Origin of the sequence: Rhizobium hidalgonense (genome assembly GCF_002914525.1) — a bacterium.
GTDB lineage: Bacteria > Pseudomonadota > Alphaproteobacteria > Rhizobiales > Rhizobiaceae > Rhizobium > Rhizobium hidalgonense.
This window is the reverse complement of record NZ_LODW01000082.1, coordinates 227,361-251,543: the sequence shown is the minus strand read 5'-3', so window position 1 is coordinate 251,543 and position 24,183 is coordinate 227,361. Positions and strand designations below refer to the sequence as shown.

Annotated in this window: 17 protein-coding genes, 2 pseudogenes and 1 riboswitch; of the genes and pseudogenes, 8 read left to right on the top strand and 11 right to left on the bottom strand. The window is 62.2% G+C overall.

The window, feature by feature from the left end:
- The first annotated feature begins 41 nt into the window (after window positions 1–41).
- Window positions 42–6,464: a translocation/assembly module TamB domain-containing protein gene (locus tag ATY29_RS26430; RefSeq protein ID WP_097533402.1), complete on the top strand. Its 6,423-nt coding sequence runs from the start codon at window positions 42–44 to the stop codon at window positions 6,462–6,464.
- Between the two features lie 195 nt (window positions 6,465–6,659).
- Here the strand turns inward: ATY29_RS26430 and ATY29_RS26425 are convergent, their stop codons facing one another.
- Entirely contained in the window at window positions 6,660–7,097 is a 438-nt protein-coding gene (locus tag ATY29_RS26425) for an Lrp/AsnC family transcriptional regulator (protein ID WP_003567156.1), read from the bottom strand.
- A gap of 123 nt (window positions 7,098–7,220) precedes the next feature.
- Here ATY29_RS26425 and rocF point away from each other — a divergent pair, with 123 nt between their 5' ends.
- From rocF to ATY29_RS26400, 4 genes are all read left to right on the top strand, one after another.
- Entirely contained in the window at window positions 7,221–8,156 is a 936-nt protein-coding gene (gene rocF / locus ATY29_RS26420; protein ID WP_025417219.1) for an arginase, read from the top strand.
- Window positions 8,157–8,213: 57 nt separating this feature from the next.
- Window positions 8,214–9,413 (top strand): ornithine--oxo-acid transaminase, encoded by a 1,200-nt coding sequence (gene rocD / locus ATY29_RS26415; RefSeq protein ID WP_097533317.1) that lies wholly within the window; start codon window positions 8,214–8,216, stop codon window positions 9,411–9,413.
- Window positions 9,414–9,610: 197 nt separating this feature from the next.
- Window positions 9,611–10,087: a chemotaxis protein CheW gene (locus tag ATY29_RS26405; protein ID WP_003567163.1), complete on the top strand. Its 477-nt coding sequence runs from the start codon at window positions 9,611–9,613 to the stop codon at window positions 10,085–10,087.
- A 279-nt stretch (window positions 10,088–10,366) separates the two neighbouring features.
- Window positions 10,367–12,124, top strand: coding sequence for a methyl-accepting chemotaxis protein (locus ATY29_RS26400; protein ID WP_003567164.1), 1,758 nt, complete (start codon window positions 10,367–10,369; stop codon window positions 12,122–12,124).
- 85 nt (window positions 12,125–12,209) lie between these two features.
- On the opposite strand, the pseudogene ATY29_RS26395 reads toward ATY29_RS26400, so the two are convergent.
- The 10 genes and pseudogenes from ATY29_RS26395 to soxR form a co-directional block, all read right to left on the bottom strand.
- A pseudogene (locus ATY29_RS26395) lies at window positions 12,210–12,617 on the bottom strand (MFS transporter); the annotation flags it as partial.
- 49 nt (window positions 12,618–12,666) lie between these two features.
- Window positions 12,667–12,912, bottom strand: coding sequence for a formate dehydrogenase subunit delta (locus ATY29_RS26390; protein WP_003567166.1), 246 nt, complete (start codon window positions 12,910–12,912; stop codon window positions 12,667–12,669).
- Window positions 12,902–13,672 carry a formate dehydrogenase accessory sulfurtransferase FdhD gene (gene fdhD, locus ATY29_RS26385; protein WP_244597454.1) on the bottom strand — a complete coding sequence of 257 codons (771 nt, stop codon included), beginning with the start codon at window positions 13,670–13,672 and terminating at the stop codon, window positions 12,902–12,904. The genes ATY29_RS26390 and fdhD overlap by 11 nt, the downstream gene beginning before the upstream one ends.
- Before the next feature lie 131 nt (window positions 13,673–13,803).
- A complete protein-coding gene (fdhF, locus tag ATY29_RS26380; protein WP_097533313.1) occupies window positions 13,804–16,683 on the bottom strand; it encodes a formate dehydrogenase subunit alpha in 2,880 nt (959 codons plus the stop codon).
- A gap of 213 nt (window positions 16,684–16,896) precedes the next feature.
- Window positions 16,897–18,453 (bottom strand): formate dehydrogenase beta subunit, encoded by a 1,557-nt coding sequence (locus tag ATY29_RS26370; RefSeq protein ID WP_097533311.1) that lies wholly within the window; start codon window positions 18,451–18,453, stop codon window positions 16,897–16,899.
- Window positions 18,450–18,929 (bottom strand): formate dehydrogenase subunit gamma, encoded by a 480-nt coding sequence (locus ATY29_RS26365; RefSeq protein WP_025417223.1) that lies wholly within the window; start codon window positions 18,927–18,929, stop codon window positions 18,450–18,452. Before ATY29_RS26365 ends, ATY29_RS26370 begins: the two co-directional genes overlap by 4 nt.
- A gap of 134 nt (window positions 18,930–19,063) precedes the next feature.
- A complete protein-coding gene (locus ATY29_RS26360; protein WP_003567175.1) occupies window positions 19,064–19,957 on the bottom strand; it encodes a LysR family transcriptional regulator in 894 nt (297 codons plus the stop codon).
- A 171-nt stretch (window positions 19,958–20,128) separates the two neighbouring features.
- A complete protein-coding gene (locus tag ATY29_RS26355; protein WP_003567178.1) occupies window positions 20,129–20,470 on the bottom strand; it encodes an ArsR/SmtB family transcription factor in 342 nt (113 codons plus the stop codon).
- Between the two features lie 103 nt (window positions 20,471–20,573).
- Complete coding sequence (locus tag ATY29_RS26350; protein ID WP_003567180.1) at window positions 20,574–21,344, bottom strand: SDR family NAD(P)-dependent oxidoreductase; 771 nt, start codon at window positions 21,342–21,344, stop codon at window positions 20,574–20,576.
- Window positions 21,345–21,578: 234 nt separating this feature from the next.
- On the bottom strand, window positions 21,579–22,043 hold the full coding sequence (gene soxR, locus ATY29_RS26345) for a redox-sensitive transcriptional activator SoxR (protein ID WP_003567182.1): 465 nt from the start codon (window positions 22,041–22,043) through the stop codon (window positions 21,579–21,581).
- Window positions 22,044–22,305: 262 nt separating this feature from the next.
- A riboswitch (TPP riboswitch) is annotated at window positions 22,306–22,419 on the top strand.
- On the opposite strand from soxR, the pseudogene ATY29_RS26340 reads away from it, so the two are divergent.
- The 3 genes and pseudogenes from ATY29_RS26340 to ATY29_RS26330 form a co-directional block, all read left to right on the top strand.
- Window positions 22,410–22,535: pseudogene (locus tag ATY29_RS26340) on the top strand (YkoF family thiamine/hydroxymethylpyrimidine-binding protein); the annotation flags it as partial. Its footprint overlaps the riboswitch before it by 10 nt.
- A gap of 15 nt (window positions 22,536–22,550) precedes the next feature.
- Entirely contained in the window at window positions 22,551–23,351 is an 801-nt protein-coding gene (locus tag ATY29_RS26335; RefSeq protein WP_025417224.1) for an ABC transporter permease, read from the top strand.
- Window positions 23,348–24,160 (top strand): ABC transporter ATP-binding protein, encoded by an 813-nt coding sequence (locus ATY29_RS26330; RefSeq protein WP_097533309.1) that lies wholly within the window; start codon window positions 23,348–23,350, stop codon window positions 24,158–24,160. The genes ATY29_RS26335 and ATY29_RS26330 overlap by 4 nt, the downstream gene beginning before the upstream one ends.
- Window positions 24,161–24,183: the final 23 nt, after the last annotated feature.

Here is a 24,183-nt window from a genome sequence, read left to right as displayed (position 1 = left end):
GATTTGTGAGCCATTATGAAAACGGGGTAGTGTCCGCGCCGATGCAAACGCTGGCAAAAATCGTCAACTGGTTCCTGCGGCTCACCGCCTATGGTGTGGGCGCCACCTTGATTCTTGCCGTCATGGCACTGGCGATCTTCGGCTTTACCGCCTTTGGCGCCCGCATCGTCACCGAAAAGATCGCCTCGACGCTTTCCAACCGCGACATGACAATTACGGTGCGTGAACCGCAAGGTCTTTTGACCGGCGGGCTTCGCGCCGCCGACATCACGGTCTCCGACACCAGGGGCGTGTTTGCGGAAATTCATGGGCTGGCGATCGACTGGAACCCGCTGGCGCTGCTGACCGGGACCTTCCACGCCAAACGCTTCGAGATCGAAGCGATCAACGTGCTGCGCAAGCCGGTGCGCACCCTGCCCTCGCGGCCCAAAGCAGAAGATGCCGGTGGCTTCGCTCTTCCGATCAAAGTCGATATCGACCGTGTGGCGCTGCCCGATATCAAACTGGCCGAACCCTTTGCCGGCCGCGCCTTCGCGCTCGCCGCCGAGGGTAGCCTGTCGGCAAACCGCGAGGGCGGCGAGGCAATCGTCAATGTTCGCCGGCATGCCGTCCCGGATGCACGGCTCGCCGCCGATATCGCCTATGCGCCGGCCGAAAACCGGCTGCGGCTGAAGGCGCAGCTTTCCGAACCGAAGGGCGGGCTGCTGGCGGGCTTTCTCGGCCTGCCCGACAATCCCGCCGTCAACGTCGATCTCGACGGTCAGGGACCGATATCCGACTGGCGGGGCAAAGTGCAGGCCGCTCTCGACGGCCAGCAGCGCGCCGCAATCGAGGCCCGGCATCAGATCGGTGCAGACGGATTGCACCACCTCGACCTCAAGGGCGGCGGCGACCTGAGCTCGCTGCTTCCATCGGCATTCCGGCCGCTTTTTGCCGGCCAGACCAATATCGATCTCGCCACCACCTTCGACGATCACGGCAGGATCGATATCCAGACCGGCAATATCGCCACCGGCAGCGTCGTCATCGCCGCCTCAGGCACGCTCGATCCGGCCGGCAACAACAGCCTAAACGCCAATCTGCTCGGTACATCGGGGCCTGTCGATTTCCGCTGGCCGCTCGCCGAAGGCGAAGCTCGCTTTTTGATTTCCGGTCTCAACCTGGCACTGACGGGCGATGCTCGCGCGGCGCGGCTGAATGTCAGCGGCTCGCTCGACACCGCAACCCTGCCGCAGGGCAATATCGGCAATATCAAGCTGACGGCAAAGAGTGATGCCTTCAATCTCGCCGCCCGGTCCGGCAGCGTCCAGCTGCGTCTCGTTGCCGGCGACATGACCTTTACGGAGCCGAACCTCAATCGCGCCGTCCAGGGCCCGGTCACGATCGCCTCGCCTCTGCAGATAACGCCCGGCAGCATCGGCTTTAACGGCACCACCGTCGAAAGCGCCAATATCAACGGCGGCCTCAACGGTTCCTACCGGCTGACAGACCAGGCGCTGACCGGCAACGTCAAGCTGACCATCGCGCCGGCAGCCCTGCCAGTTGCGGTCTCAGGCAGGTTTGACGGACCGATCTCGCTCGAAAGCCAGCTGGCCGGCACCATCCCATCGAAATTCGCGCTGTCCAACCTGGTCTTGAACTCCGGCACGCTTGAGGCCTCCGGCAATGTCGCGATCGACGGCTCGAAGTTGAATGCCGATCTCTCCGGCCGGCTGCCCGACATCGGCAAACTCATGACTGGCGGTAGCGGCGGGGCTGGTTACGCGTTGAGAGTTGGCGGCGAGCTGCCGGCAATCTCGGTGACGGCCAATCTCAAGGCCCCCCGCGTTGAGATGGCCGACCGCGTGCTCGGCAATCTTAATATCGACCTGTCGGGTCTTGCCGATCCCAAGGCGCCGCAGGGCAAGATCGCCGCCACCGGCACGATCGATGGCCAGCCGATTGGCATCAACGGCGACATCCGCTCCGAAGACGGCAAGATCAGCATTCCGGCGCTGACCGCCGATATCGGCGGCAACCGGCTGACCGGCAATCTGGATTTTTCGCCGGCCCTGGAACCGACAGGCGCCCTGAGCTTCGACTTCCCCAATATCGGCCTGCTCGCCGCCCTCGGCGGACAAAAGGCTGAGGGCGATCTGAAGGGGTCGCTCGGCGTCGAGAGCGACGGCAGCAAGATCGCCCTGAAGCTACTGGCATCGGGCGGCTCGATCCGCCGCGACACGCTTGCGATCGTCAAGCCGGATATCGATGTCAACATCAGCGATCTCCGCGCCCTTGCGGCAAACGGCACGGTCAAGGCCGACGCGGTGGCGGCCGGAGAAAACAGGCTCGCCGACCTTTCGCTCGGTTTCACCAAGCAGCAGAACCACACCGATTTCGATCTGAATGCCGCCTATGACGGCAATCCGGTTGTCGCGGCAGGCAATATCGAGGCCGCAGGCGGCGTGATCGACCTCAACCTCGATCGCTTCTCGGCAAGCCCCCGCAATATCCCGGTCGAGCTTGCCGCACCGACAAAGGTCGCCATCGGCGGCGGTGCCGCCAGTCTGAACGGGCTGACGCTGAAGACCGGCACCGGTTCTGTGAGCGTCACCGGTTCCGCCGGCGAGACGCTGAAGCTCAATGCCGACATCCACGAACTGCCGGCGGCGCTGGCCAATGGTTTCGTGCCGAACCTTTCCGCTGGCGGCACGATCTCCGGAACGATTGCGGTGACAGGAACGCCGGCCGCCCCCGTCGCCGATTTCAAGCTCGACTGGAAGGATGCGACGACCGGCCAGACCAAGGGCGCCGGGCTGGCGCCGCTCGGCATCACTGCGGGCGGCAGGTTCGCCGACAACAGGCTCGATTTCGATACGACGATGGGCAGTGATGACGGCCTGTCGCTGAAGGCCGCCGGCAATGTCGGGCTCGCCGACCCAAAGGCACTGGTCCTGGATGTTAACGCCGATATAATCAACCTGCCCGCCCGCATCGCCAATGGTTTCGTTGCCGATCTGGCCGCCGAAGGCACGGTTTCCGGAAAGGTCTCGGCGACCGGGCCCGTTTCCGCTCCGATCGCCAATTTCGATCTCGATTGGAAAGGTGCTGCAACGAGCCACACGAAACGGGCTGGCCTTGCGAATCTCGCCGTGAAGGCTTCGGGAAAATTCGCCGACAGCAAACTCGATTTCGACACGGCGATATCGGGCGCCGACAAGCTGTCGCTGAAAGCAAACGGCAATGTCGACATCACAGATACGACAATCGGCAACGCCAATGTCGATGCAGTGCTGGCGAATGTTCCGGCTGGTATCGCAAATAGTTTCGTCGCCGATCTCGCCGCCGAAGGCACGATCTCCGGAAAGCTTTCGGCCGCAGGTTCCTTAGCCGCTCCCACTGCGAATTTCGATCTCGATTGGAAAAAGGCAGCGACGAGCCAAACGAAACGGGCCGGCCTTGCCGCCGTCGATCTGATCGCATCGGGAAAGTTTGCCGACAACAAGCTTGATTTCAACGCGGCGGCCAGCGGTGACGAAGGTGTCTCGCTGAAAAGCGCGGGCAATGTCGCCATATCAGGCACGACGGTCGAGAACATCAAGGTCGATGCAACGCTGGCAAATATTCCAGCAAGGCTGGCAAACGGATTCGTTGCCGATCTTGCAGCCGAAGGCATGATTTCCGGGAAGGTCTCGGCGAGCGGTTCGCTTTCGACTCCAACCGCGAATTTCGATCTTGATTGGAAAGACGCGGCGACGAGCCACACGAAACGTGCCGGCCTTGCGGGCCTCGACATGACCGCATCTGGAAAATTCGCCGACAACAAGCTTGATTTCAATGCGGCAGCGGGCGGCGACAAGGGCCTGTCGTTGAAAGCCGATGGTAACGTCGCGCTGGCCGGCACGACGATCGACAGCGTCAAGGTCGATGCCGAGATCGGGAAGGTTCCGGCCAGTCTCGCCAATGCCTTTGTCCCTGACCTAGCGGCAGAGGGCACAATATCGGGCGGCCTTTCCGCCGCCGGCAAAATCGCCGCACCGACGGCCGAGTTCAAACTCGCCTGGACGGATGCCGCGACCAGCCACACGAGAACTGCTCATCTCTCGGGCCTCGCGCTTGCCGCATCGGGTCGTTTGGCCGACAACCGGCTCGATTTCGATGCCAATCTCGGCGGCCAGAACGGCCTCTCGCTGAAAGCCGCGGGCAATGTCGCCATGTCAGGCACGTCGCTCCGCAACCTTGACGTCAAGGCCGATCTCAACAACTTGCCCGCGGCCCTTGCCAACGGCTTCGTCCCCGGTCTTGCCGCCGAAGGCACGGTGTCGGGAACGGCATCCGCCTCCGGCGCGCTGCTCAAACCGGCCGTCGATTTCAAGCTCGACTGGAAGAACGCCGCCACGGCCCAGACCAAAAGCAGCGGCCTTTCGGGCCTGAATGCCGCGGCATCCGGAAAATACGCCAATGACCGGGTCGACTTCGACGCCAACCTTGCCGGCAAGGACGGGGTGCTGGCCAAGGCGACCGGCGGCGTCACCATCGCGGGTACCGCCATCCGCGACCTTTCGGTCAATGCCGATATTCCCGCACTGCCGGCCAATATCGCCAATGCCTTCGTTCCCGGTCTCGGTGCCGAAGGCACGCTTTCGGCAAGCGCCGTCACTTCGGGAACCTCGACCAATCCGATCGTCGATTTCAAGCTCGATTGGAAAGATGCCGCAACCAGCCACACCAAGGCTGCCGGCCTCTCCCGCCTGGCGCTGGCGGCGACGGGTAAATACGCAGGTGACCGGCTCGATTTCGATGCCAATCTCAGCGGCGGCGGCGGCATTGCGGTGAAAGCCGCCGGCAATCTTTCGATCGCCGGCACGTCGATCCGCGCCGTCGATATCACGGCCAATGCCGCCAATGTTCCGGCTGCGATTGCCAACGGCTTTGTTCCGGGCCTTGCGGCCGAGGGCGCGGTTTCGGCGACCGCAAAGGCAACCGGCGCGCTATCGGCGCCCTCAGTCGATTTCAAGGTCGACTGGAAAAACGCCGCAACCAGCCAGACAAAGGGCGCCGGCCTTTCGCCGTTCACCATCGGTGCATCAGGCAAGCTTGCCGGAAACAGGTTGACGGTCGACACCAGCCTTGCCGGCGATGCCGGCATGTCGCTGAAGGGCGGCGGCAGCGTGGTGATATCAGGCAATCGCGCCCTCGACATGCGCTTCAACGGCAATCTCCCCTTCGCCGTGCTCGGCGCGCCGCTGGCGGAGCAGGGACTCGTCGCCGACGGCGTCGCCACCGTCAACCTGCAGGTTGGCGGAACGGCCGCAGCACCCGTCATCAACGGCACCGTCTCGACAACAGGCGCGAAGCTGGTCGATGTCCGGCGCAATCTCGCCGTCAACAATCTGACGGCGGCCGTCACCTTCAACGGCAGCCAGGCCGTGATATCGCGCCTCAACGGCAATCTCGGTGGCGGCGGCACGATTTCGGCGAGCGGCACCATCGGCATCCAACCGGCCGGCGGCTTTCCCGTCGATATTTCGATCAAGCTCGACAAGGCGGTCTATGTCGATGGGACGCTTGTCGTCTCGACGGTCGACGGCACGCTCGGTCTGCGCGGGCCGATCATGAATTCGACATTGAGCGGCAAGCTTCGCCTGGACAAGACTTCGATCACCGTGCCTGAAAAATTGCCGACCTCGCTCAGGGAAATCGATATCCGCCACAAGAATGCGCCGCGAGCGGTGCTTGCGCAGTTGCGCGACGATGGCGAGCGGAAACCCGGCGAGAAATCCTCGACGATGACCCTCGATCTCGTAATCGACGCGCCTTCGCATATTTTTGCACGCGGCCGCGGCATCGATGCCGAGCTCGGCGGCCAGGTGACGATCCGCGGAACGGCGGCTGCACCCATCGTGACCGGCGGATTTACCATGCGCCGCGGCCGCCTGACCATTCTCAACCGCCGTCTGGATTTTACCGACAAAAGCAGGATCACATTTGCCGGTGACCTGACGCCGGCCCTTGATATGGAAGCGAGCTCAACCTCCGGCTCGACGACGCTGACCGTCGACGTCGCGGGCCTCGCCACCGATCCGGCGATTACCTTCTCCTCCTCGCCGCAGCTGCCGCAGGATGAGGTGCTGGCGCAGCTGATCTTCGGCCAGTCGATGTCAAAACTTTCGCCGGTGCAGATCGCCCAGCTCGCCGACGCCGTCAGCCAGCTGGCCGGCAACCGCTCAACCTCGCTTTTCGAAGGCCTGCGCAATCAGCTCGGCGTCGACGATCTCGATATCAGCACCGATTCAAAGGGCCAGACGAGCGTCAGCGTCGGCCGTTATCTCAACGACCGCACCTATTTCGAATTGCAGCAGGGCGGTGCGGCCGGAGCTAAGGCGATCATCAACCTCGACGTCGGCCGCGGCGTCAAGCTCCGCGGCGCGGCCGGCGGCAACGGCGCCGGCGAAGCGGGCATCGTCTATGAACGGGAATATTGAGCCGGCTTAATTCAGGAGAAGCACGTAGCGGATGGTGGTCCAGTTCGAATCCCAAAACTGCCCCACACCCTAACCCTCTCCCGTTTTGACGGGAGTGGGGACGTGCCACGCGAAAGGTTGGAGAGGGACGGAGAGGTCGCGTGCGGGGAGAAGGTGGCGGCAGCCGGATGAGGGGCTAGTTCCGCAGATCATACGCTAAAAACCCGTCTTGCTGGTCTTGAGCAGAATATTGCTCTCCGTCGAGTTGATGCCGTTGATCAGCCGGATGCGGCGCAGCGTCTCGTCGAACGAAACGAGGTCGCGATCCTCGAGTTCGGCGACGAAATCCCATTTGCCGTTGGTGCTGTGCAGGGCACGGACCTGCGGCAGGCCACGGAGCTGATCGGCCACCCGGTCGGCGAGTTTGCCGAGCACCTCGATCATCACGATGGCGCGCACGCCGGCCGACCGCGTCTCATGACCGGTGCGGATGGTGAAGCCGACGATGGTACCGCCGGCGACCAGCCGGTCGATACGGGCGGCAACCGTTGCCCGCGAGGCGCCGGTCATTGCCGCAAGCGAGGAAACGGAAATCCGGGCATTGTGGCGAAGTGCACTCAGAAGTTCGGTATCGAGATCGTCCACGCTGATCACTTTGTCAAAATAGATTTATCAATTTGCGCAATCATAATCCATTTCTGACACTTTTCCATCTTTTTGCCGTCAGCGCTTTATCCCACTATCGGCCCAAACAGGCCTCAACACGGAGCCCTTCGAATGAATGCCCAATCGCGATCTGTCACCCTCATCGGCGCGCCGCTGGAAGAAGGCTCCGGCCGCAGGGGCGCTGCCATGGGGCCTGCGGCCCTGCGCATCGCCGGCGTCGACCAGACGCTGATCGAGCTCGGCCATGACGTCGCCGATATCGGCGATCTCAGGATCGTGCCGGCGATGGACCTGCCAAACCATCCGAAAGCTCACAATCTGAGAATCGTCGGCGCCTTCACCCGTGCGCTCGAAAGCAGCGTCCACGACGTCGCCGCCTCCGGCCGCTTCCCGCTGATTCTCGGCGGCGACCACAGTCTTTCCATGGGCAGCGTCTCCGGCATGGCCCGTTATGCCGCCGGCAAAGGCCGACCGCTTTTCGTGCTCTGGCTCGATGCCCATGCCGATTTCAACTCTCCCGCCACCTCGCCCTCCGGCAATATTCACGGCATGCCCGTCGCCTTCTTCTGCGGCGAGGCGGAGTTCGCTGAGATCCTGCCGAAGGATCGTCCCTTCGTCGACCCGAAGAATGTCTTCCAGGTCGGCATCCGTTCGGTCGATGCGCGTGAGCGCGAGGAAATTCACGAACACGGCGTCAACGTCTTTGATATGCGCGCGATCGACGAGCAGGGCATCGGCGCCATCATGCGGGAGATCCTCGATGCCGTCGCCAGGGCGAACGGCCTGCTGCATGTCAGCCTCGATCTCGATTTTCTCGATCCCGAAATTGCCCCCGGCGTCGGCACGACGGTGCCCGGCGGCGCGACCTTCCGCGAGGCGCATCTGGTGATGGAAATGCTGTCCGACAGCGGCCTCGTTTCGTCGCTCGATCTCGTCGAACTCAATCCGTTTCTCGACGATCGCGGCAAGAGCGCCCGCGTCCTGGTGGAACTGACGGCAAGCCTGTTCGGCCGCCGCATCTTCGATCGCCCGACACGTGCGGCTTAAAAGGCACGCGCCGCCTGGAACTCACATTTTTCGGCCATGATCTAGAGGGGAAGAAACATGAACACTTCGGAAAAACTGATCGCCACCGAACAGCGTCTCGGCGCCAACAACTACAAGCCGCTCGACGTTGTTCTGACGCGCGGCGAAGGTGTTCATGTCTGGGATACCGACGGCAATCGTTATCTTGATTGCCTCTCGGCCTATTCCGCCGTCAACCAGGGCCATTGTCACCCGAAAATCCTCGCTGCCATGGTCGAGCAGGCGGGCAGGCTAACGCTCACCTCCCGCGCCTTCCGCAACGACCAGCTCGCTTATCTCTACGAAGAACTTGCGGCGCTCACCGGCTCGCACAAGATCCTGCCGATGAATTCCGGCGCCGAAGCGGTGGAGACCGCCATCAAGGCGGTGCGCAAATGGGGATACGAGGTCAAGGGCGTGCCGGAAGGCCAGGCCGAGATCATCGTCTGCGCTGACAATTTCCACGGCCGGACGCTGAGCATCATCAGTTTCTCCACCGATCCCGACGCCCGCACCGGCTTCGGCCCCTACACTTCGGGCTTCCGCACCATTCCCTTCGGCGATGCCGAGGCCTTCGAGTCCGCCATCAATGGCAATACGGTCGCCGCGCTGATCGAGCCGATCCAGGGGGAAGCCGGCGTCATCATCCCGCCGGCAGGATATTTCACCCGCATCCGCGAGCTCTGCACCGATAGCAACGTCACCCTCATCCTCGACGAAATCCAGACCGGCCTCGGCCGCACCGGCAAGCTGCTGGCCGAGGAGCACGAAGGCATCGAGGCCGATGTGACACTGATCGGCAAAGCGTTGTCCGGCGGCTTCTATCCCGTCTCGGCAGTGCTTTCCAATTCCGCGGTACTGGGGGTGCTGAAGCCCGGCCAGCACGGCTCGACCTTTGGCGGCAATCCGCTCGCCTGCGCGGTGGCGCGCGCAGCACTCAAGGTGCTGACGGAAGAGGGCATGATCGAGAATGCCGCTGTCATGGGCGACTATTTTCTCGAAGGCCTCAGGTCGATCCGCTCGAACATCGTCAAGGACGTGCGCGGCCGCGGCCTGATGATGGCTGTCGAACTGGAACCCGAAGCCGGCGGCGCGCGGCAATATTGTCATGCGCTGAAGGAACGCGGCCTGCTCGCCAAGGATACGCACGACCATACGATTCGCCTCGCTCCGCCGCTGGTGATCACGAGGGAGCAGGTCGATTGGGCGGTCTCTCAGATCGAAAAGACCATAAGCTGAGGTCAATCGAGGACCAAACCTTCGCAAATCCGGTTGCCGATTTAGATTTGGGCAACACTCTTCCGTTAATGTCGTCGATAACCGTAACGATGCTTGGCCGAGCGCAAAGCCATCGCGTGGTGTGAAGGCAAAGCTCGTCCGCGCCAATGGTGGCGCGCCCGCTTCTGCCCTGGCTTACGACAGTTGGGAAGAATTCTATGACCACGATCAATTCCACTAGCTTCAGCGGCGATACGCTCGAGATCATTGCCTTCCGCCTGCATGATCAGGAATTCTGCGTCAAGACGACGACCATCCGCGAAATCCGCGGCTGGGCGCCGTCGACGCCGATCCCGCATGCGCCGGCCGATGTTATCGGCGTCATGAACCTGCGCGGCTCGGTCATCCCGATTATCGACCTTGCCTATAAGCTCGGCATGAAGAGCACGGTCGCCAATGAACGCAGCGCCATTGTCGTCGCCGAAGTGCACAGCATGGTCATCGGCATGCTCGTCGACCGCGTTTCGGATATTCTCACCATTTCGTCCAGCCAGGTCCAGCCGGTGCCCGAAGTGACCGCCTCCTTCGATCGCGCCTATTGCGAAGGCATCATCGCATCGGAAAATGGCATGATCTGCTTCCTGAACCTCGCCAAGATGTTCAAGGAAAACGAGACGGATGAACTGGCGGCCTGAAAGGCCGTTATCATTCGTAACTTGAAAGCCGCCCTACCGGGGCGGTTTTTTATTGCCGTCTTCGCCAAACTTGCTGTATCACTACCATATTATTAGCATTAGCTTTTATACGTAATATTAACCACGCTCCCTCAGCATCGTCAGGAAGCATACGGATGGCAAATCCGGCGCAGACGGAACGATAAGCGAATATTGTTTCTTCCCGGCACCGGCATACCTCGTCCGCCCTCTCGCTTCTCCAGCCAAACAGCAGACGCTGTGCATCTCAAAGGGACAGAAATGCTTGGTCTCACCTCCGATTCGAAATATATTCTCGACGCCATCTCCAAATCGCAGGCGATCATCGAATTCGATCTCAGCGGCAATATTCTCACGGCGAACGAGAATTTCTGCAACGCGCTTGGTTATCGCTTGAACGAGATCATCGGCAAGCACCACAGTATGTTCTGCGAGCCGGCCTATACGGCAACGCCTGAATATCGCGCCTTCTGGGCGCGGCTCGGACGCGGCGAATATGATGCCGGCGCCTATAAGCGTCTTGCCAAGGGCAGCAGGGAAATATGGATCCAGGCGTCCTACAACCCCGTTACAAAAGGTGGAAAGCCATTCAAGGTGGTGAAATTCGCCGCCGATATCACGGCGGCGAAGAAGCAGGCGGTCGAAGATGCGGGCAAGCTGGAGGCGATCTCGCGCTCGCAGGCGGTGATCGAATTCACTCCGAAGGGTGAAATCCTGACAGCGAACGAGAATTTCTGCCAGGCCATGGGATATTCGCTGGCCGAAATCGCCGGCAAACATCACAGCATCTTCTGCGACCCGGCCCATATCCGCACCGAGGAATACGGCAACTTCTGGCGCCGTCTTGCCGATGGTGAATTCATCGCCAACGAATTTGTCCGTTTCGGCAAGGGCGGGCGCGAAATCTGGATCCAGGCAGCTTATAATCCGATCGTCGATGCCGACGGCAAGGTCTACAAGGTCGTCAAGTTTGCGACCGACGTCACCCAGCGGATGAGCGCAATTTCCCAACTCGGCGGTGCGCTGCGCCTTCTCTCGGAGGGCGATCTGACGAAGACGGTAGATACCCCCTTCGTCCCCTCGATGGAGCAGTTGCGCCACGATTTCAACACTACCATTCAAGGCCTTGCTGAGACGATGAAGACGATCGGCGAGAATGGCGGCGCGATCGCCGCCGGCTCGCGCGAGATCGGTGCATCGGCCGACTCCTTCTCCAAGCGAACGGAACAACAGGCTGCATCCGTGGAGGAGACGGCAGCAGCGCTGGAAGAGATCACCACCACGGTCAACGATTCCAGCCGTCGCGCCGACGAAGCAGGCCGCCTTGTCGCCAAGACCAAACAAGGTGCCGAACAATCCGGCACGGTCGTCCGCAATGCCGTCGCGGCCATGGATCAGATCGAACAATCTTCACGCGAAATCACCAACATCATCGGCGTCATCGACGACATTGCCTTCCAGACCAACCTGCTGGCGCTGAATGCCGGCGTCGAGGCGGCGCGCGCCGGTGAAGCCGGCAAGGGCTTCGCGGTCGTCGCCCAGGAGGTTCGCGAACTCGCTCAGCGCTCCGCCAAGGCCGCCAAGGAGATCAAGGCGCTGATCAACACCTCGAGTGAGCTCGTCAAGAACGGCGTCGGCCTCGTCGGCCAGACCGGCAAGGCACTCGAGGAGATTGTCGCTCAGGTTGGCGATATCAACGGCAATGTCGTCGCGATCGTCGAAGCATCGAGGGAACAGGCAACCGGCCTCAAGGAGATCAACCAGGCGGTCAATTCGCTGGATCAGGCAACCCAGCAGAATGCCGCAATGGTCGAGGAAAGTACCGCCGCCAGTCACAAGCTTGCGACGGAAGCCGAAACGTTGCGTGTCCTCCTGTCGCGGTTCCGCCTTCCGGGCGAAGTCCAGAGCCCTGGCAGGCACGACGTAAAACAGGGCTCGCCGGCGCTGCATCTCGTTTCGCGGGTGGCAAGGGCGCATGGCGCGACCGCAGCTGGCGCCAAAAGCTGGGAGGAGTTCTGACCCTGTCCTCCGTTCCCGGCATAAAGCCGACAGCGTTTTAAAATAACAACAGGCACAAAACAGGGATAGGCGCGCCGCATGAGGTTCATGCGGCGCGCTTTCTATATGTCAGCCGAACAGCGCGAAGGTCGCCTTCAACGTACGGAATGCCGACGACGGCCCAGGCAAGCACCGCCTTGGCGTCCAGCCCGCCGGTGCCGATGCCGAAGGAACCCGTCGGTCCGGCATTGGCGGCCGCCGACTTTGCCTGCAGCGCGGCGACCTCGTCATCGGACATGAACCACTTGTCCGATAACGGCCTGATCAGCGCGTTGGCAACCAGCCCGAGGGCCAACATTCCAGCGAGGATATACATCGTGCCGGTGTAGAGGCTCGGTCCGGGCACAACGCCGGCGGCAATCTGTGCTTCGCGGGTATAGTTGACGACGACAGGTCCGACGATGCCGGCCGTTGCCCAAGCCGTCAGCAGCCGGCCGTGGACGGCGCCGACGAACTAGCGCAGGCAGCGAACTGCCGCCTCCTCCCGCATGCGTCGATCGTAATTACCGGACTTGGTTAGCCTCCGCCGCAGGTTTGCGGATCATGGGAGCGGCCTGGAGCACGAGCGCATCCAGGCCGTTTTCCTCCGTCTCGAGGATTTCGAACAATTGCCGCCGCATGCGCGGCTCCCAGAATTTATTGATATGATTGGCAACCCCCTCCACGGCCTCGCTTGCCGGCTGGCTTTTGAAGAAAGTGGCGATCTGGTTTGCCATATAGACGAGCTTGGACTTGGTATCATGCGACATCGGCGATGCTTCCAGGCAAGATGCGGTGCGGGTGGGTGAAAATCTCGAAATCCTCGCCGCGCACCAGCGCGACGAGCGTCATGCCGGCCGCTTCGGCCGTGCGGATGGCCAGAGCCGTCGGCGCTGAAATGGCGATCAGCACCGGGCTGCCAAGGATCGCCGTCTTCTGCACCATCTCGACAGACAACCGACTGGTAACGACGACGGCGCCATGTCCGCCGCTTTCGCCGGCGCCAATGACGGCGCCGCAGAGCTTGTCCAGCGCATTGTGCCGGCCGACATCTTCGCGCACGGCAAACAGTTCCCTGCCGGGAAGATAAAAGGCGGCGCCATGCACCGCCCGCGTCTCGCGATGCAGCGGCTGCGCCTCGTTCAGAAGCGAAACGGCCCGAACGATATCCGCGTGCGATAGCCCCAGCGGCGATGCCGAGACATCCGGCACGGGCCGGACCGCCTGTTCGATCGATTCGATGCCGCAAAGCCCGCAACCGACCGGCCCCGCCATGCTGCGGCGGCGCGCCCGCAGCCGGTCGGCGACGTCATCGACGAGACTGACCTGCACGTCGATGCCCTGCTCACCCTCGAGGATCTCAATGCCTGATATCTCCGCCCGCCCGGTGATGATGCCTTCGGTCAGACTGAAGCCGACGGCAAAATCCTCGAGATCGGCGGGCGTCGCCATCATCACCGCATGCGAACTGCCGCCATAAGAAAAGGCGATCGGCACTTCCTCCGGCACGATACGAGAGCCGCTGTGCATGAGGCCGTTGCGGCGGGCGGTTTCGGGGGCACGGGCGGTGGTGATGAATGCGCGCTCCCCCCTCTCCCCAGCGGGGGGCCGAAGGGGAGAAGGGGAGGCCTCGTCGACAAAGCCGGACCGTTTCCCCATCCTCACTCCGCTGCTTCGAGTTTGCCGGCGATGCGGCGCGATTGTCGTGCCTGCTCGTCATATTCCATCTGCCAGTCGCTCGGCCCGTTGGAAGGCGAGACCTGCACCGCCGTCACCTTGTATTCCGGGCAGTTCGTCGCCCAGTCGGAAAAGTCGGTGGTGATGACGTTCGCCTGCGTATTCGGATGATGGAAGGTCGTGTAAACGACGCCCGGCGCCACGCGATCGGTGATCAGCGCCCTCAGCGTCGTGTCGCCGGAGCGGCTGACGAGCTTCACCCAGTCGCCGTCGCGAATGCCGCGCTGTTCGGCGTCGTGCGCATGGATTTCCAGCCGGTCCTCCGCATGCCAGGCGACATTCTCGGTCCGGCGCGTCTGCGCCCCGACATTGTACTGGCTGAGGATTCGGCCGGTGGTGAGCAGCAGAGGAAAGCGCGGGCCGGTGCGCTCGTCGGTCGCCACATATTCGGTCCGGATGAACTTGCCCTTGCCGCGCACGAAACCGTTGACATGCATGATCGGCGAGCCGAGCGGGTTCTTTTCGTTGCAGGGCCACTGCACCGAGCCAATCTGGTCGAGATAGTCGTAGGAAACAAGCGCGAAACTTGGCGTCGTCATGGCGATCTCGTCCATGATCTCCGACGGATGGGCATAATTCCAATTAAGCCCCATCGCCTGGGCAAGCTTCTGCGTCACCTCCCAGTCACCATAGCCGTTGCGCGGCGACATGACCTTGCGCACGCGGTTGATACGGCGTTCGGCATTGGTGAAGGTGCCGTCCTTCTCGAGGAAGGTCGAGCCCGGCAGGAAGACATGGGCGTAATTGGCGGTCTCGTTGAGGAACAGGTCCTGCACGACGACGCATTCCATCGCCGCCAGCCCGGCCGCGACATGTTTGGTATCGGGGTCGGACTGGAGAATGTCCTCACCCTGGACGTAGAGACCCTTGAAGGAGCCGTCGACCGCCGCATCCAGCATGTTCGGAATGCGCAGGCCCGGCTCGTTGTCGAGCTTCACGCCCCAGAGCCTTTCGAAGATGTCACGAGTCGCATCGTCGGAAATGTGCCGGTAGCCTGGCAGCTCGTGCGGGAAGGATCCCATGTCGCAGGAGCCCTGCACATTGTTCTGGCCGCGCAACGGGTTCACGCCGACGCCCGGACGACCTATATTGCCGGTCGCCATCGCCAGATTAGCGATCGCGATGACCGTGGTCGAGCCCTGGCTGTGTTCGGTGACGCCGAGGCCGTAGTAAATCGCGCCGTTGCCGCCCTTGGCATAAAGCCGTGCCGCGCCGCGCAGATCCGCCGCCGGCACGCCGGTGAATACCTCGGTCTGCTCCGGACTGTGCGCCGGTTCGGCGACGAAGGCGGCCCAATCCTCGAATTCCGACCAGTCGCAGCGCTCACGGATGAAGCGCTCGTCATAGAGCCCTTCGGTGACAAGCACATGCGCCAGCGCCGTCATGACGGCGACGTTGGTGCCGGGCTTCAGCGGCAGGTGGTAGGAGGCCTCGATATGCGGCGACCGGACGATATCGGTGCGGCGCGGATCGATGACGATGAGTTTGGCGCCCTGACGCAGCCGCTTCTTCAGCCGCGAGGCGAACACCGGATGCCCGTCGGTCGGATTGGCGCCGATGATGACGACGACATCGGATTGTTCGACGCTGTCGAAATTCTGCGTGCCGGCCGAGGTGCCGAACGTCTGGCCGAGGCCATAGCCGGTCGGCGAATGACAGACGCGGGCGCAGGTATCGACATTGTTGTTGCCGAAGCCGGCACGGACCAGCTTCTGCACCAGGTAGGTTTCTTCGTTGGTGCAGCGCGACGAGGTGATGCCGCCGACCGCCTCGCGGCCATATTGATACTGGATGCGACGAAACTCCGATGCAACATGTGCGAAGGCCTCGTCCCAGCTCACCTCGCGCCAGGGATCGCTGACCTTTTCACGGATCATCGGGTTGAGAATGCGGTCCTTGTGGGTGGAGTAACCGTAAGCAAAGCGGCCCTTGACGCAGGAATGGCCGCGATTGGCCTGGCCGTCCTTCCAAGGCACCATACGCACCAGCTCCTCGCCACGCATTTCCGCCTTGAAGGAACAGCCGACGCCGCAATAGGCGCAGGTGGTAACGGCCGAGTGCTCGGGCTGGCCGATCTCTATCACCGACTTCTCCGTCAGCGTCGCCGTCGGGCAAGCCTGGACGCAGGCGCCGCAGGAGACACATTCGGAATCGATGAAACTTTCGTGCGCACCCGCTGAAACGCGAGAGCCGAAACCACGCCCCTCGATCGTCAGCGCGAAAGTGCCCTGGACTTCCTCGCAGGCCCGCACACAGCGCGAACAGACGATGCACTTGGAAGAATCAAAGGTGAAATAGGGATTGGACTCGTCCTTCGGCATCCATTGCAAATTGATGTCGCCGTTGTTGCGCGCCCTGACGTGGTTATCGCCATCATAGCCGTAGCGCACATCGCGCAGACCGACGGCGCCCGCCATATCCTGCAATTCGCAATCGCCATTGGCGGCACAGGTCAGACAGTCGAGCGGATGGTCGGAAATATAGAGTTCCATCACGCCGCGGCGGATATCTTTCAGCCGTCCCGTCTGCGTGTGCACCACCATATTGGCCGCCACCGGCGTCGTGCAGGAGGCCGGCGTACCATTGCGGCCCTCGATCTCGACAAGGCAGAGTCGGCAGGAGCCGAAGGCGTCGATCATGTCGCTGGCGCAGAGCTTCGGCACCGTGATGCCGGCCTCCATCGAGGCGCGCATGATCGACGTGCCTTCCGGCACGCTGATCTGTTGCCCATCGATGGTGAGCGTCACCATGGTTTCGGATGTCGAAGCGGGAGTGCCGTAGTCGATTTCATGGATGAGAGACATGGTCGGCCTCCTGTATGGAAATAGAATTGAACAAGTCAGGGCGGCGTTCGAGGTCCCCCACAAGTGGGGAGATCACAAGCGGCTCACACCTCCAGTTTTGGCGTTTCACCGCGCTACGGGAATTGTTTGGGGAAACCAGCGCGCCCAGCCAATCTCCCCACCTGTGGGGGAGATGGCCGGCAGGCCAGAGGGGGGCTGGCACGTAGAAAGTCATCATTCCGCCGCCTCCGCGATCGGTGCCGGCGAAAAATCTTCCGGGAAATGCGTCATGGCGCTCATGACCGGATAGGGCGTGAAGCCGCCGAGCGCGCAGAGCGATCCGAACTTCATCGTGTTGCAGAGATCGGTGAGCAGCGCCCGGTTTTTCTCCGGCTCGATGCCATGGGCGATCTTGTCAGCTGTCTCGACGCCGCGTGTCGAGCCGATGCGGCAGGGCGTGCACTTGCCGCAGCTTTCGACGGCGCAGAATTCCATGGCGAAACGCGCCTGCTTCAGCATATCGGCGGTGTCGTCGAAGACGACGATGCCGGCGTGACCGATGAGTCCATCCTTCGCCGCGAAAGCTTCATAATCGAACGGCGTATCGAACAGCGCTCTCGGGAAATAGGCGCCGAGCGGCCCGCCGACTTGCACGGCCTTGACAGGCCGTCCCGTCGCCGTGCCGCCGCCGATCCTGTCGACGATATCGCCGAGCGAAAGACCGAAGGCTGTTTCGTAAAGCCCCCCATATCGGACATTGCCGGCGATCTGCAGCGGAATGGTGCCGCGCGAGCGGCCCATGCCGAAATCGCGGTAGAAGGCGGCGCCTTTCTCCATGATCACCGGGACGGAGGCAAGCGAGATCACGTTGTTGATGACGGTCGGACAGTCGAACAGTCCCTTATGCGCCGGCAGCGGCGGCTTGGCGCGCACGACGCCGCGCTTGCCTTCTAGGCTGTTCAGCAGAGCCGTTTCCTCGCCGCAGACATAGGCGCCGGCGCCGGTGCGCACCTCGATATCGAAGGCGCGGCCGGAGCCGAGCACCGACAGGCCGAGGATGCCGGCCTGCCGAGCGATGCCGACGGCTTCGGTCATTACAGCGATCGCATGCGGATATTCCGAGCGCGTATAGACGAAACCCTTCGTGGCGCCGGTGGCGAGGCCCGCGATCGCCATGCCCTCGATCAGCACGAAGGGATCGCCCTCCATGATCATCCGGTCGGCAAAGGTGCCGCTGTCGCCCTCATCGGCATTGCAAACGATATATTTGCGGTCGCCGCCGGCATCGAGAACGGTCTTCCACTTGATGCCTGTGGGGAAGCCCGCACCGCCGCGGCCGCGCAAGCCGGAATCGGTGACTTCCTTGACCACTTCGGCAGATGTCATCGAAACGGCGCGGCGAAGGCCGGCAAGGCCGCCATGCGCTTCGTAATCGGCCAGCGAGAGCGGATCGATGACGCCGCAGCGGGCGAAAGTCAGGCGGGTCTGTTCTTTCAGGAACGGGAGGTCTTCAACCTCCCCGAGACAGAGTGGGTGTTCCCCGCCGCTCATCAATCCTGCCTCGAACAGCGCAGCTACATCCTTGGCTTTCACCGGTCCGTAGCCGATGCGCTTGCTGGCCACCTCGATTTCGACCAGCGGTTCCAGCCAGAACATTCCGCGCGAGCCGTTGCGCACGATCTCGGCATCGAGGCCGCGGGCGGCGATCTCCTGGGTAATCGCCTTTGCCACCTTTTCGGCCCCGAGCGCCAGCGCAGCGGCATCGCGCGGAACATAAATCCTGACTGTCATCGGCGGGCCTCCGTAACGAGTTCGGCCGCCAGCTGCTCGTCGATCCGGCCATAGACCTCGCCGTCGAGCATCGCCGACGGAGCGCAGGCGCAGAGCCCGAGACAGTAGACCGGCTCCAGCGTCACGCTGCCGTCGAGCGTCGTCTGGTGAAAGTCGATGCCGAGCAGCGCCTTGACGCGCTCGGCCACCGCATCGCCGCCCATCGACTGGCAGGCCTCGGCACGACAGAGCTTCAGCACATGCCGGCCGGGCGGGTGGTCGCGGTAATCGTGATAGAAAGTCACCACGCCATGGACCTCGGCGCGGGAGAGGTTCAATTCTTCGGCAATCACAGGGAGAGCTTCCGGCGGCACATAGCCGAATTCTTCCTGAACTTCGTGCAGAATGGGAAGCAGCGGCCCTTCGCGGAAGCGAAGATCGGCGATGATGGCACGAGTGCGCGCTGTGATATCGCCTTCGGCGATATGAATGGTCATAAGGCAGCCCTCCCGACGGCTTGCTCGTTGCGGAATGGCGGCCTCCCCAGCCCAAGTGCTATTCCGTGGGCAGCATCTCAGGGAAGCCGCTAGCGATCAATAACGCTATCACGTCGGTTGATAGGTTTTTCCTATCAAAGTTCTTCATCTCGAACGAGCACTCTGGCTTCATGCAGCAAGGCCGAGACGAGCGGAGTGAAGGGCTCGCGATAAGGCGCGACAAGGCCGACCAGATGATGCGCCTCCGGCTCGACGATCGGGATCATCCGGATTTCCACCGGAAAACCAAAGGATTTCGCGACGTTGCGCGGCATGATGCTCGCCCAGCGTCCGGTCCTGACATGCGAAAACAGCACGATCATCGAATTGGACTCGAGCGTCGGATGGACCGTGGCGCCCGCTTCCGTCAGATGCCGGTTGATGATGCGGCGGTTCTGCATGTCGGCGGTCAATAGACAAAGCCGAAGATCACCGACTTCCTTCCAGGTCACATTGTCGCGATCGGACAGCGGGCTGCCTGCAGCGGTGATCAGATGATAGCGCTCGGCATAGAGCGGAACGCTGGTGACACGGCCGAGCGGCTCGTTTTCGAGATAGGTGATGCCGGCATCGATTTCGAGGTTTTCCAGCATGCTCAGCACCTGCAGCGAATTGCGCGAGACGATCGAAAAGGTGACGCCGGGATGCCGTTCCTGAAAGGGCGTGGTGATGCGCGAAAGCATGGCGAGCGCCGTCGGAATGGCGGCAAGGCGAATGTGGCCGGAAAGGCCGCGGCGGGCGGCGCGCATCTCCTCGCGCATGGTTCGGGCATCGCCGACGATGCGCCGGGCCCATTCCAGCACGCGCTGCCCCTCCGGCGTCAGCCCCTGGAACCGCGAGCCGCGCTGCACCAGCATGACCCCCAATTGATCTTCGAGCTGCCGGATGGCGGCCGACAGCGTTGGTTGCGAGATCCCGCACTCCTCGGCGGCGCGGCCGAAATGCTTTTCATTGGCGAGGGTGATGAAGAATTCCAGCTTGTCGATCATCCGGTCTCCCGCGACATTTCGCGTCCGGCCTCATCTTCGACGTAGCAGCCGTGCTCCGCAAGGGCGGTCGCTGAAGCGCGTCGCGATCTTTCAGATTCGCTTGTCGCACTTTTAAATGTTTTTTCGCGTGTCGTTATCTCAAAACCGCCGCTCACTTTTGCGCGGCGGGTTTCAATAGCTTTCGACAATCGGAAAAAGCTCGAACAGTGATTCGAGGAAGGCAAGCACGCTGACATTGCCGATACTGTAATAAACCAGCCTGCCCTGGCGGCGCGTATTGACCAGGCCTTCGAGCCTCAAACGCGCAAGCTGCTGCGAAACCATCGCCTGCTGTATGCCGAGAATATTTTCGATTTCACCGACCGTCCGCTCCTGTTTCGCCAGTATGCAGAGGATCAGAAGGCGGGTGTGATGCGCCAAAGCCTTCAGCAGATCGCTCGCTTCATGGGCTTTTCCAGCGAGTATGTGCAAGTCCTGGCCGGTCATCCCCGGCTCCGGTTTAGGCAACGGCATTCGATATCTCGGAAGGGAGAAAGTGTAGTCAATCAGCACAATAGCATATTCGCACAAGCGAATTGGTCAATAGTGATGAAATGCCAAAAAAGGTCCAAACAAATCAGCAGATAAGCTGTCCGCCATTGATCTCGATCACCTGGCCGGTAATGTATCCCGATAGTAAGGGAGCCGCCAGGAACAGATAGGCGGGAGCGCAATCCTCCGCCGTGCCGAGCCGCTGCAGGGGGATGGATTTCCGGGTTTGCTCCAGCTTTTCTCGGGAGGAATAGCGCTCGTGGAAATCCGTCTCGATCGTTCCCGGCGAGACGCAGTTGACGCGGATGCCATCCGGGGCAAGCTCGCGGGCAAGCGCCTTGGAATAGGTCGCAACGAAGGCTTTCGAGGCCGAATAGATCGAGGAGCCGGGGCTGCCGCCGGTCAGCGCCGAGATCGATACGGTGTTGACGACGGCAGCACCCTCGGCCGCCTTCAATGCCGGCAGCAATGCGCGCGTCAGCGCCACCACCGACGTCTGGTTCAACCGTATGACCGCCTCGTACTCCGCGTCGGTCAGCGTGGCAGCGGGAAAACGGCCAAGCATGGTGCCGGCATTGTTGACGAGCACATCGACCCTGTCGAAGAAACCGAGAACATCTTCGGCAAATTGCGCCGCCCCGCCGGCGGCGGAGAAATCGGCATGCAGCAGCAGCGCCCGTCTTTCCGATTCAGCCGTCAGCAGGAAATCCGGCAGGTCCCGCCCCGGCTTGCGCCCGGTATGGACGATCACCTTGGCGCCGCAATCCAGGAACTGCCGAGCGACTTCGAGGCCGATGCCGCGGCCGGCGCCGGTGACGACGACATTGCGATTTTCGAACAGTCTGGGATGAAACACGAAGCCGTCCTCTTAGAGCATGACGCCGAAAAGTGTGAGCGGTTTTCGGACGACGTCATGCTCTGGCTCTAGAATTTGGAACAGGATTCAGATTTGAGGCCGACACGGCCTAAAATCATCCTGTTCTAGCGGCCAGTGCCGCCGGTTGCAGCACTCGCCCTTAACATATGAGCGCGCCGGCCGAAAGAAAGGAGCGTATCGATCTTTCCGCGGGAGCTCGTCTAAACCCCTTGCTTAGCTTTCGGTCTCCAGCAGCCGCGCCCCCGGCCCTTCCTTGCCGAGCCGGTCGCCGGGATTGCGCAGCGGACAGCTATCGACCGACAGGCAACCGCAGCCGATGCAGCCGGTCAGGCGGTCGCGCAGCAGGCTGAGCCGGCTGATTCGCGCGTCGAGATCGTCCTTCCAGCGCGCCGACAGCGTCTGCCAATCGGCGGCCGTCGGCGTGCGCCCCTGCGGCAGAGATTCGAACGCCGCCTGGATTTCGGCAAGCGGAATGCCAACCCGCTGCGCCACCTTGATGATCCCGAGCCGGCGAAGCACATCACGCCCATAACGGCGCTGGTTGCCGCGGGTGCGAATGCTCGAGACCAACCCCCTGGTCTCGTAAAAATGCAGCGCCGAGACCGCAATGCCGCTGCGTTCCGCCACCTCGCCGACCGTCAGCAGCTTGCCGAGCGGAGTTGCAGGAATCCTATCCATTGCCTCTTGACCTCAATATTGGTTGAGGTTTTATATCTCTTGCTCCAGCAATCGTAAAGCCCAATCGGGCGCTCGCACCTTATGCCGATATTGCCGCCTGAGGCAGCAAGCTGTCGTCCCGTTCCCGGCAGGTACGGGACCGCCGAGGACCACCCGAGCGGGATCCCGCTCGGGTGTTTCCCTGACATTGGGTCCCTTCCGACCACGCGGACCGGTTGGCAATTTTGCGGTTGCCGGAAGAAAAGCCGGGTGATAGTTTCCGCCGAAATAACAGGGGAGCTCCGTATCGCCGGGGCTGAGATGTGAGGCGCAAACCTCTGGACCCTTCAAAGCTGATCTGGGTAATGCCAGCGGAGCGAGGTTCAGATGGTCTCAGGCGCACAAGTGTCACTCTATCCGATGTCCGGCAATTTCGTCGGCATCATCCGCGATGCCGTCACGGCGCCCGATCCCTATCGCGACCGGCTGCGCATCGAGACCGACCATATATCCTGAAATCGAGCGCTGATGACACCGTCGCAACCTTCCCGCCTCGCCGCGCTCGGCGCCGCTCTCACCCGGGGCATACCCGCCTTGCTCGCAGGCTGCGCCTTTTTGGCGGCATGGGAACTCTATGTCGATCTTTCCGGGATCAAACCGTCCATCCTGCCGGCGCCTTCGCGCATCGTCACCCAGGGCTGGCTGAACCGCGAGGCGTTGATCGCAAATACCTGGCCGACGCTCGGCGCCACACTCGGCGGCTTCGCGCTGTCGCTGGCCTTCGCCTTCGTCGCATCGATCCTGATGGATTTCATGCCCTTCATGCGCCGGGCATTGCTGCCGATCTTCATCGCCAGCCAGACCCTGCCGCTAGTGGCGATCGCACCGCTCGTCGTCCTCTGGTTCGGTTTCGGCCTCCTACCGAAGATTCTGCTGGTGGCGCTCGTTACCTTCTTCCCGCTGCTCGTCGCCCTGCTGCAGGGCTATGAATCGACCGACCGCGACATCGCCGAATTGCTGCATTCGATGAAGGCGAGCCGCTGGCGCATTTTCCGCCTGGCACGGCTTCCCTCCGCGCTGCCCTATTTCTTCGCCGGCCTGAGGATCTCGATCACCTATGCCGTCGTCGGCGCGATATTTGCCGAATATGCCGGCGCCGCCCGCGGCCTCGGCATCTACATTCTCAACGCCAAGAACAATTTCCGTCCCGATCTCGTGCTCGCCGCCGTCCTCGTCAGCGCGGTGCTCACCCTCTGCCTGTTCGGGCTGACGCTATTGATCCAGCGCCTGCTGATGCCCTGGCAACCATCCGGGGAGCGGCGCCGATGAGCGACAGAATGGTTGAACTGCGCAATATCTCGAAATCCTTCGACGGCATGCAGGTGCTGGGCGATATTTCGCTCAACGTCGCAGACGGCGAATTCGTCTCGATCGTCGGCCCGTCCGGCTCCGGAAAATCGACGGTGCTGCGACTGCTGACGCAGGCACTTCGTCCCGATTCCGGCGCACTGCTTTTCAACGGCACGCCACTGGAACAGGCACCCCATGCCTTCGCCTTCATGCCACAGCGCGATGCGCTGATGCCCTGGCGCCGGATCATCGACAATGCGGCACTTGGCCTCGAGGTGCGGGGCATGGGCCGACGGGCTGCCCGCAATGCTGTGGCGCCCCTGTTCGAAAGCTTCGGTCTTGCCGGCTTCGAACACCATTATCCCTCCGAACTGTCAGGCGGCATGCGCCAGCGCGCCGCCCTGCTGCGCACCGTCGTCCAGACCCAGGACATGCTGCTGCTCGACGAACCGTTCGGCGCGCTCGACGCGCTGACGCGCACGCAGATCCAGGAATGGCTGCAGGGCATGTGGACGGAACACCGCTGGACGGCGCTGCTGATCACCCATGATGTTCGCGAGGCCGTGTTCCTCTCGGACCGCATCTACATGCTTTCGGCCCGCCCGGCGCGTATCATCCGTGAATTCCGCGTTCCCCTGCCCCGCCCGAGAAGCCTTGCCGATCTCGGCTCGCCGGCGGCCCAGGCGATCGAAACCGAAATCCTGCAAACCCTGCTTCATCCGCTGGAACAGGATGATTTTAGGCCGATCGGCCTAAAATCGGAATCCTGTTCGAATTTAAAGAGTTAGAGCATGATGCCGAAAACAGCTCA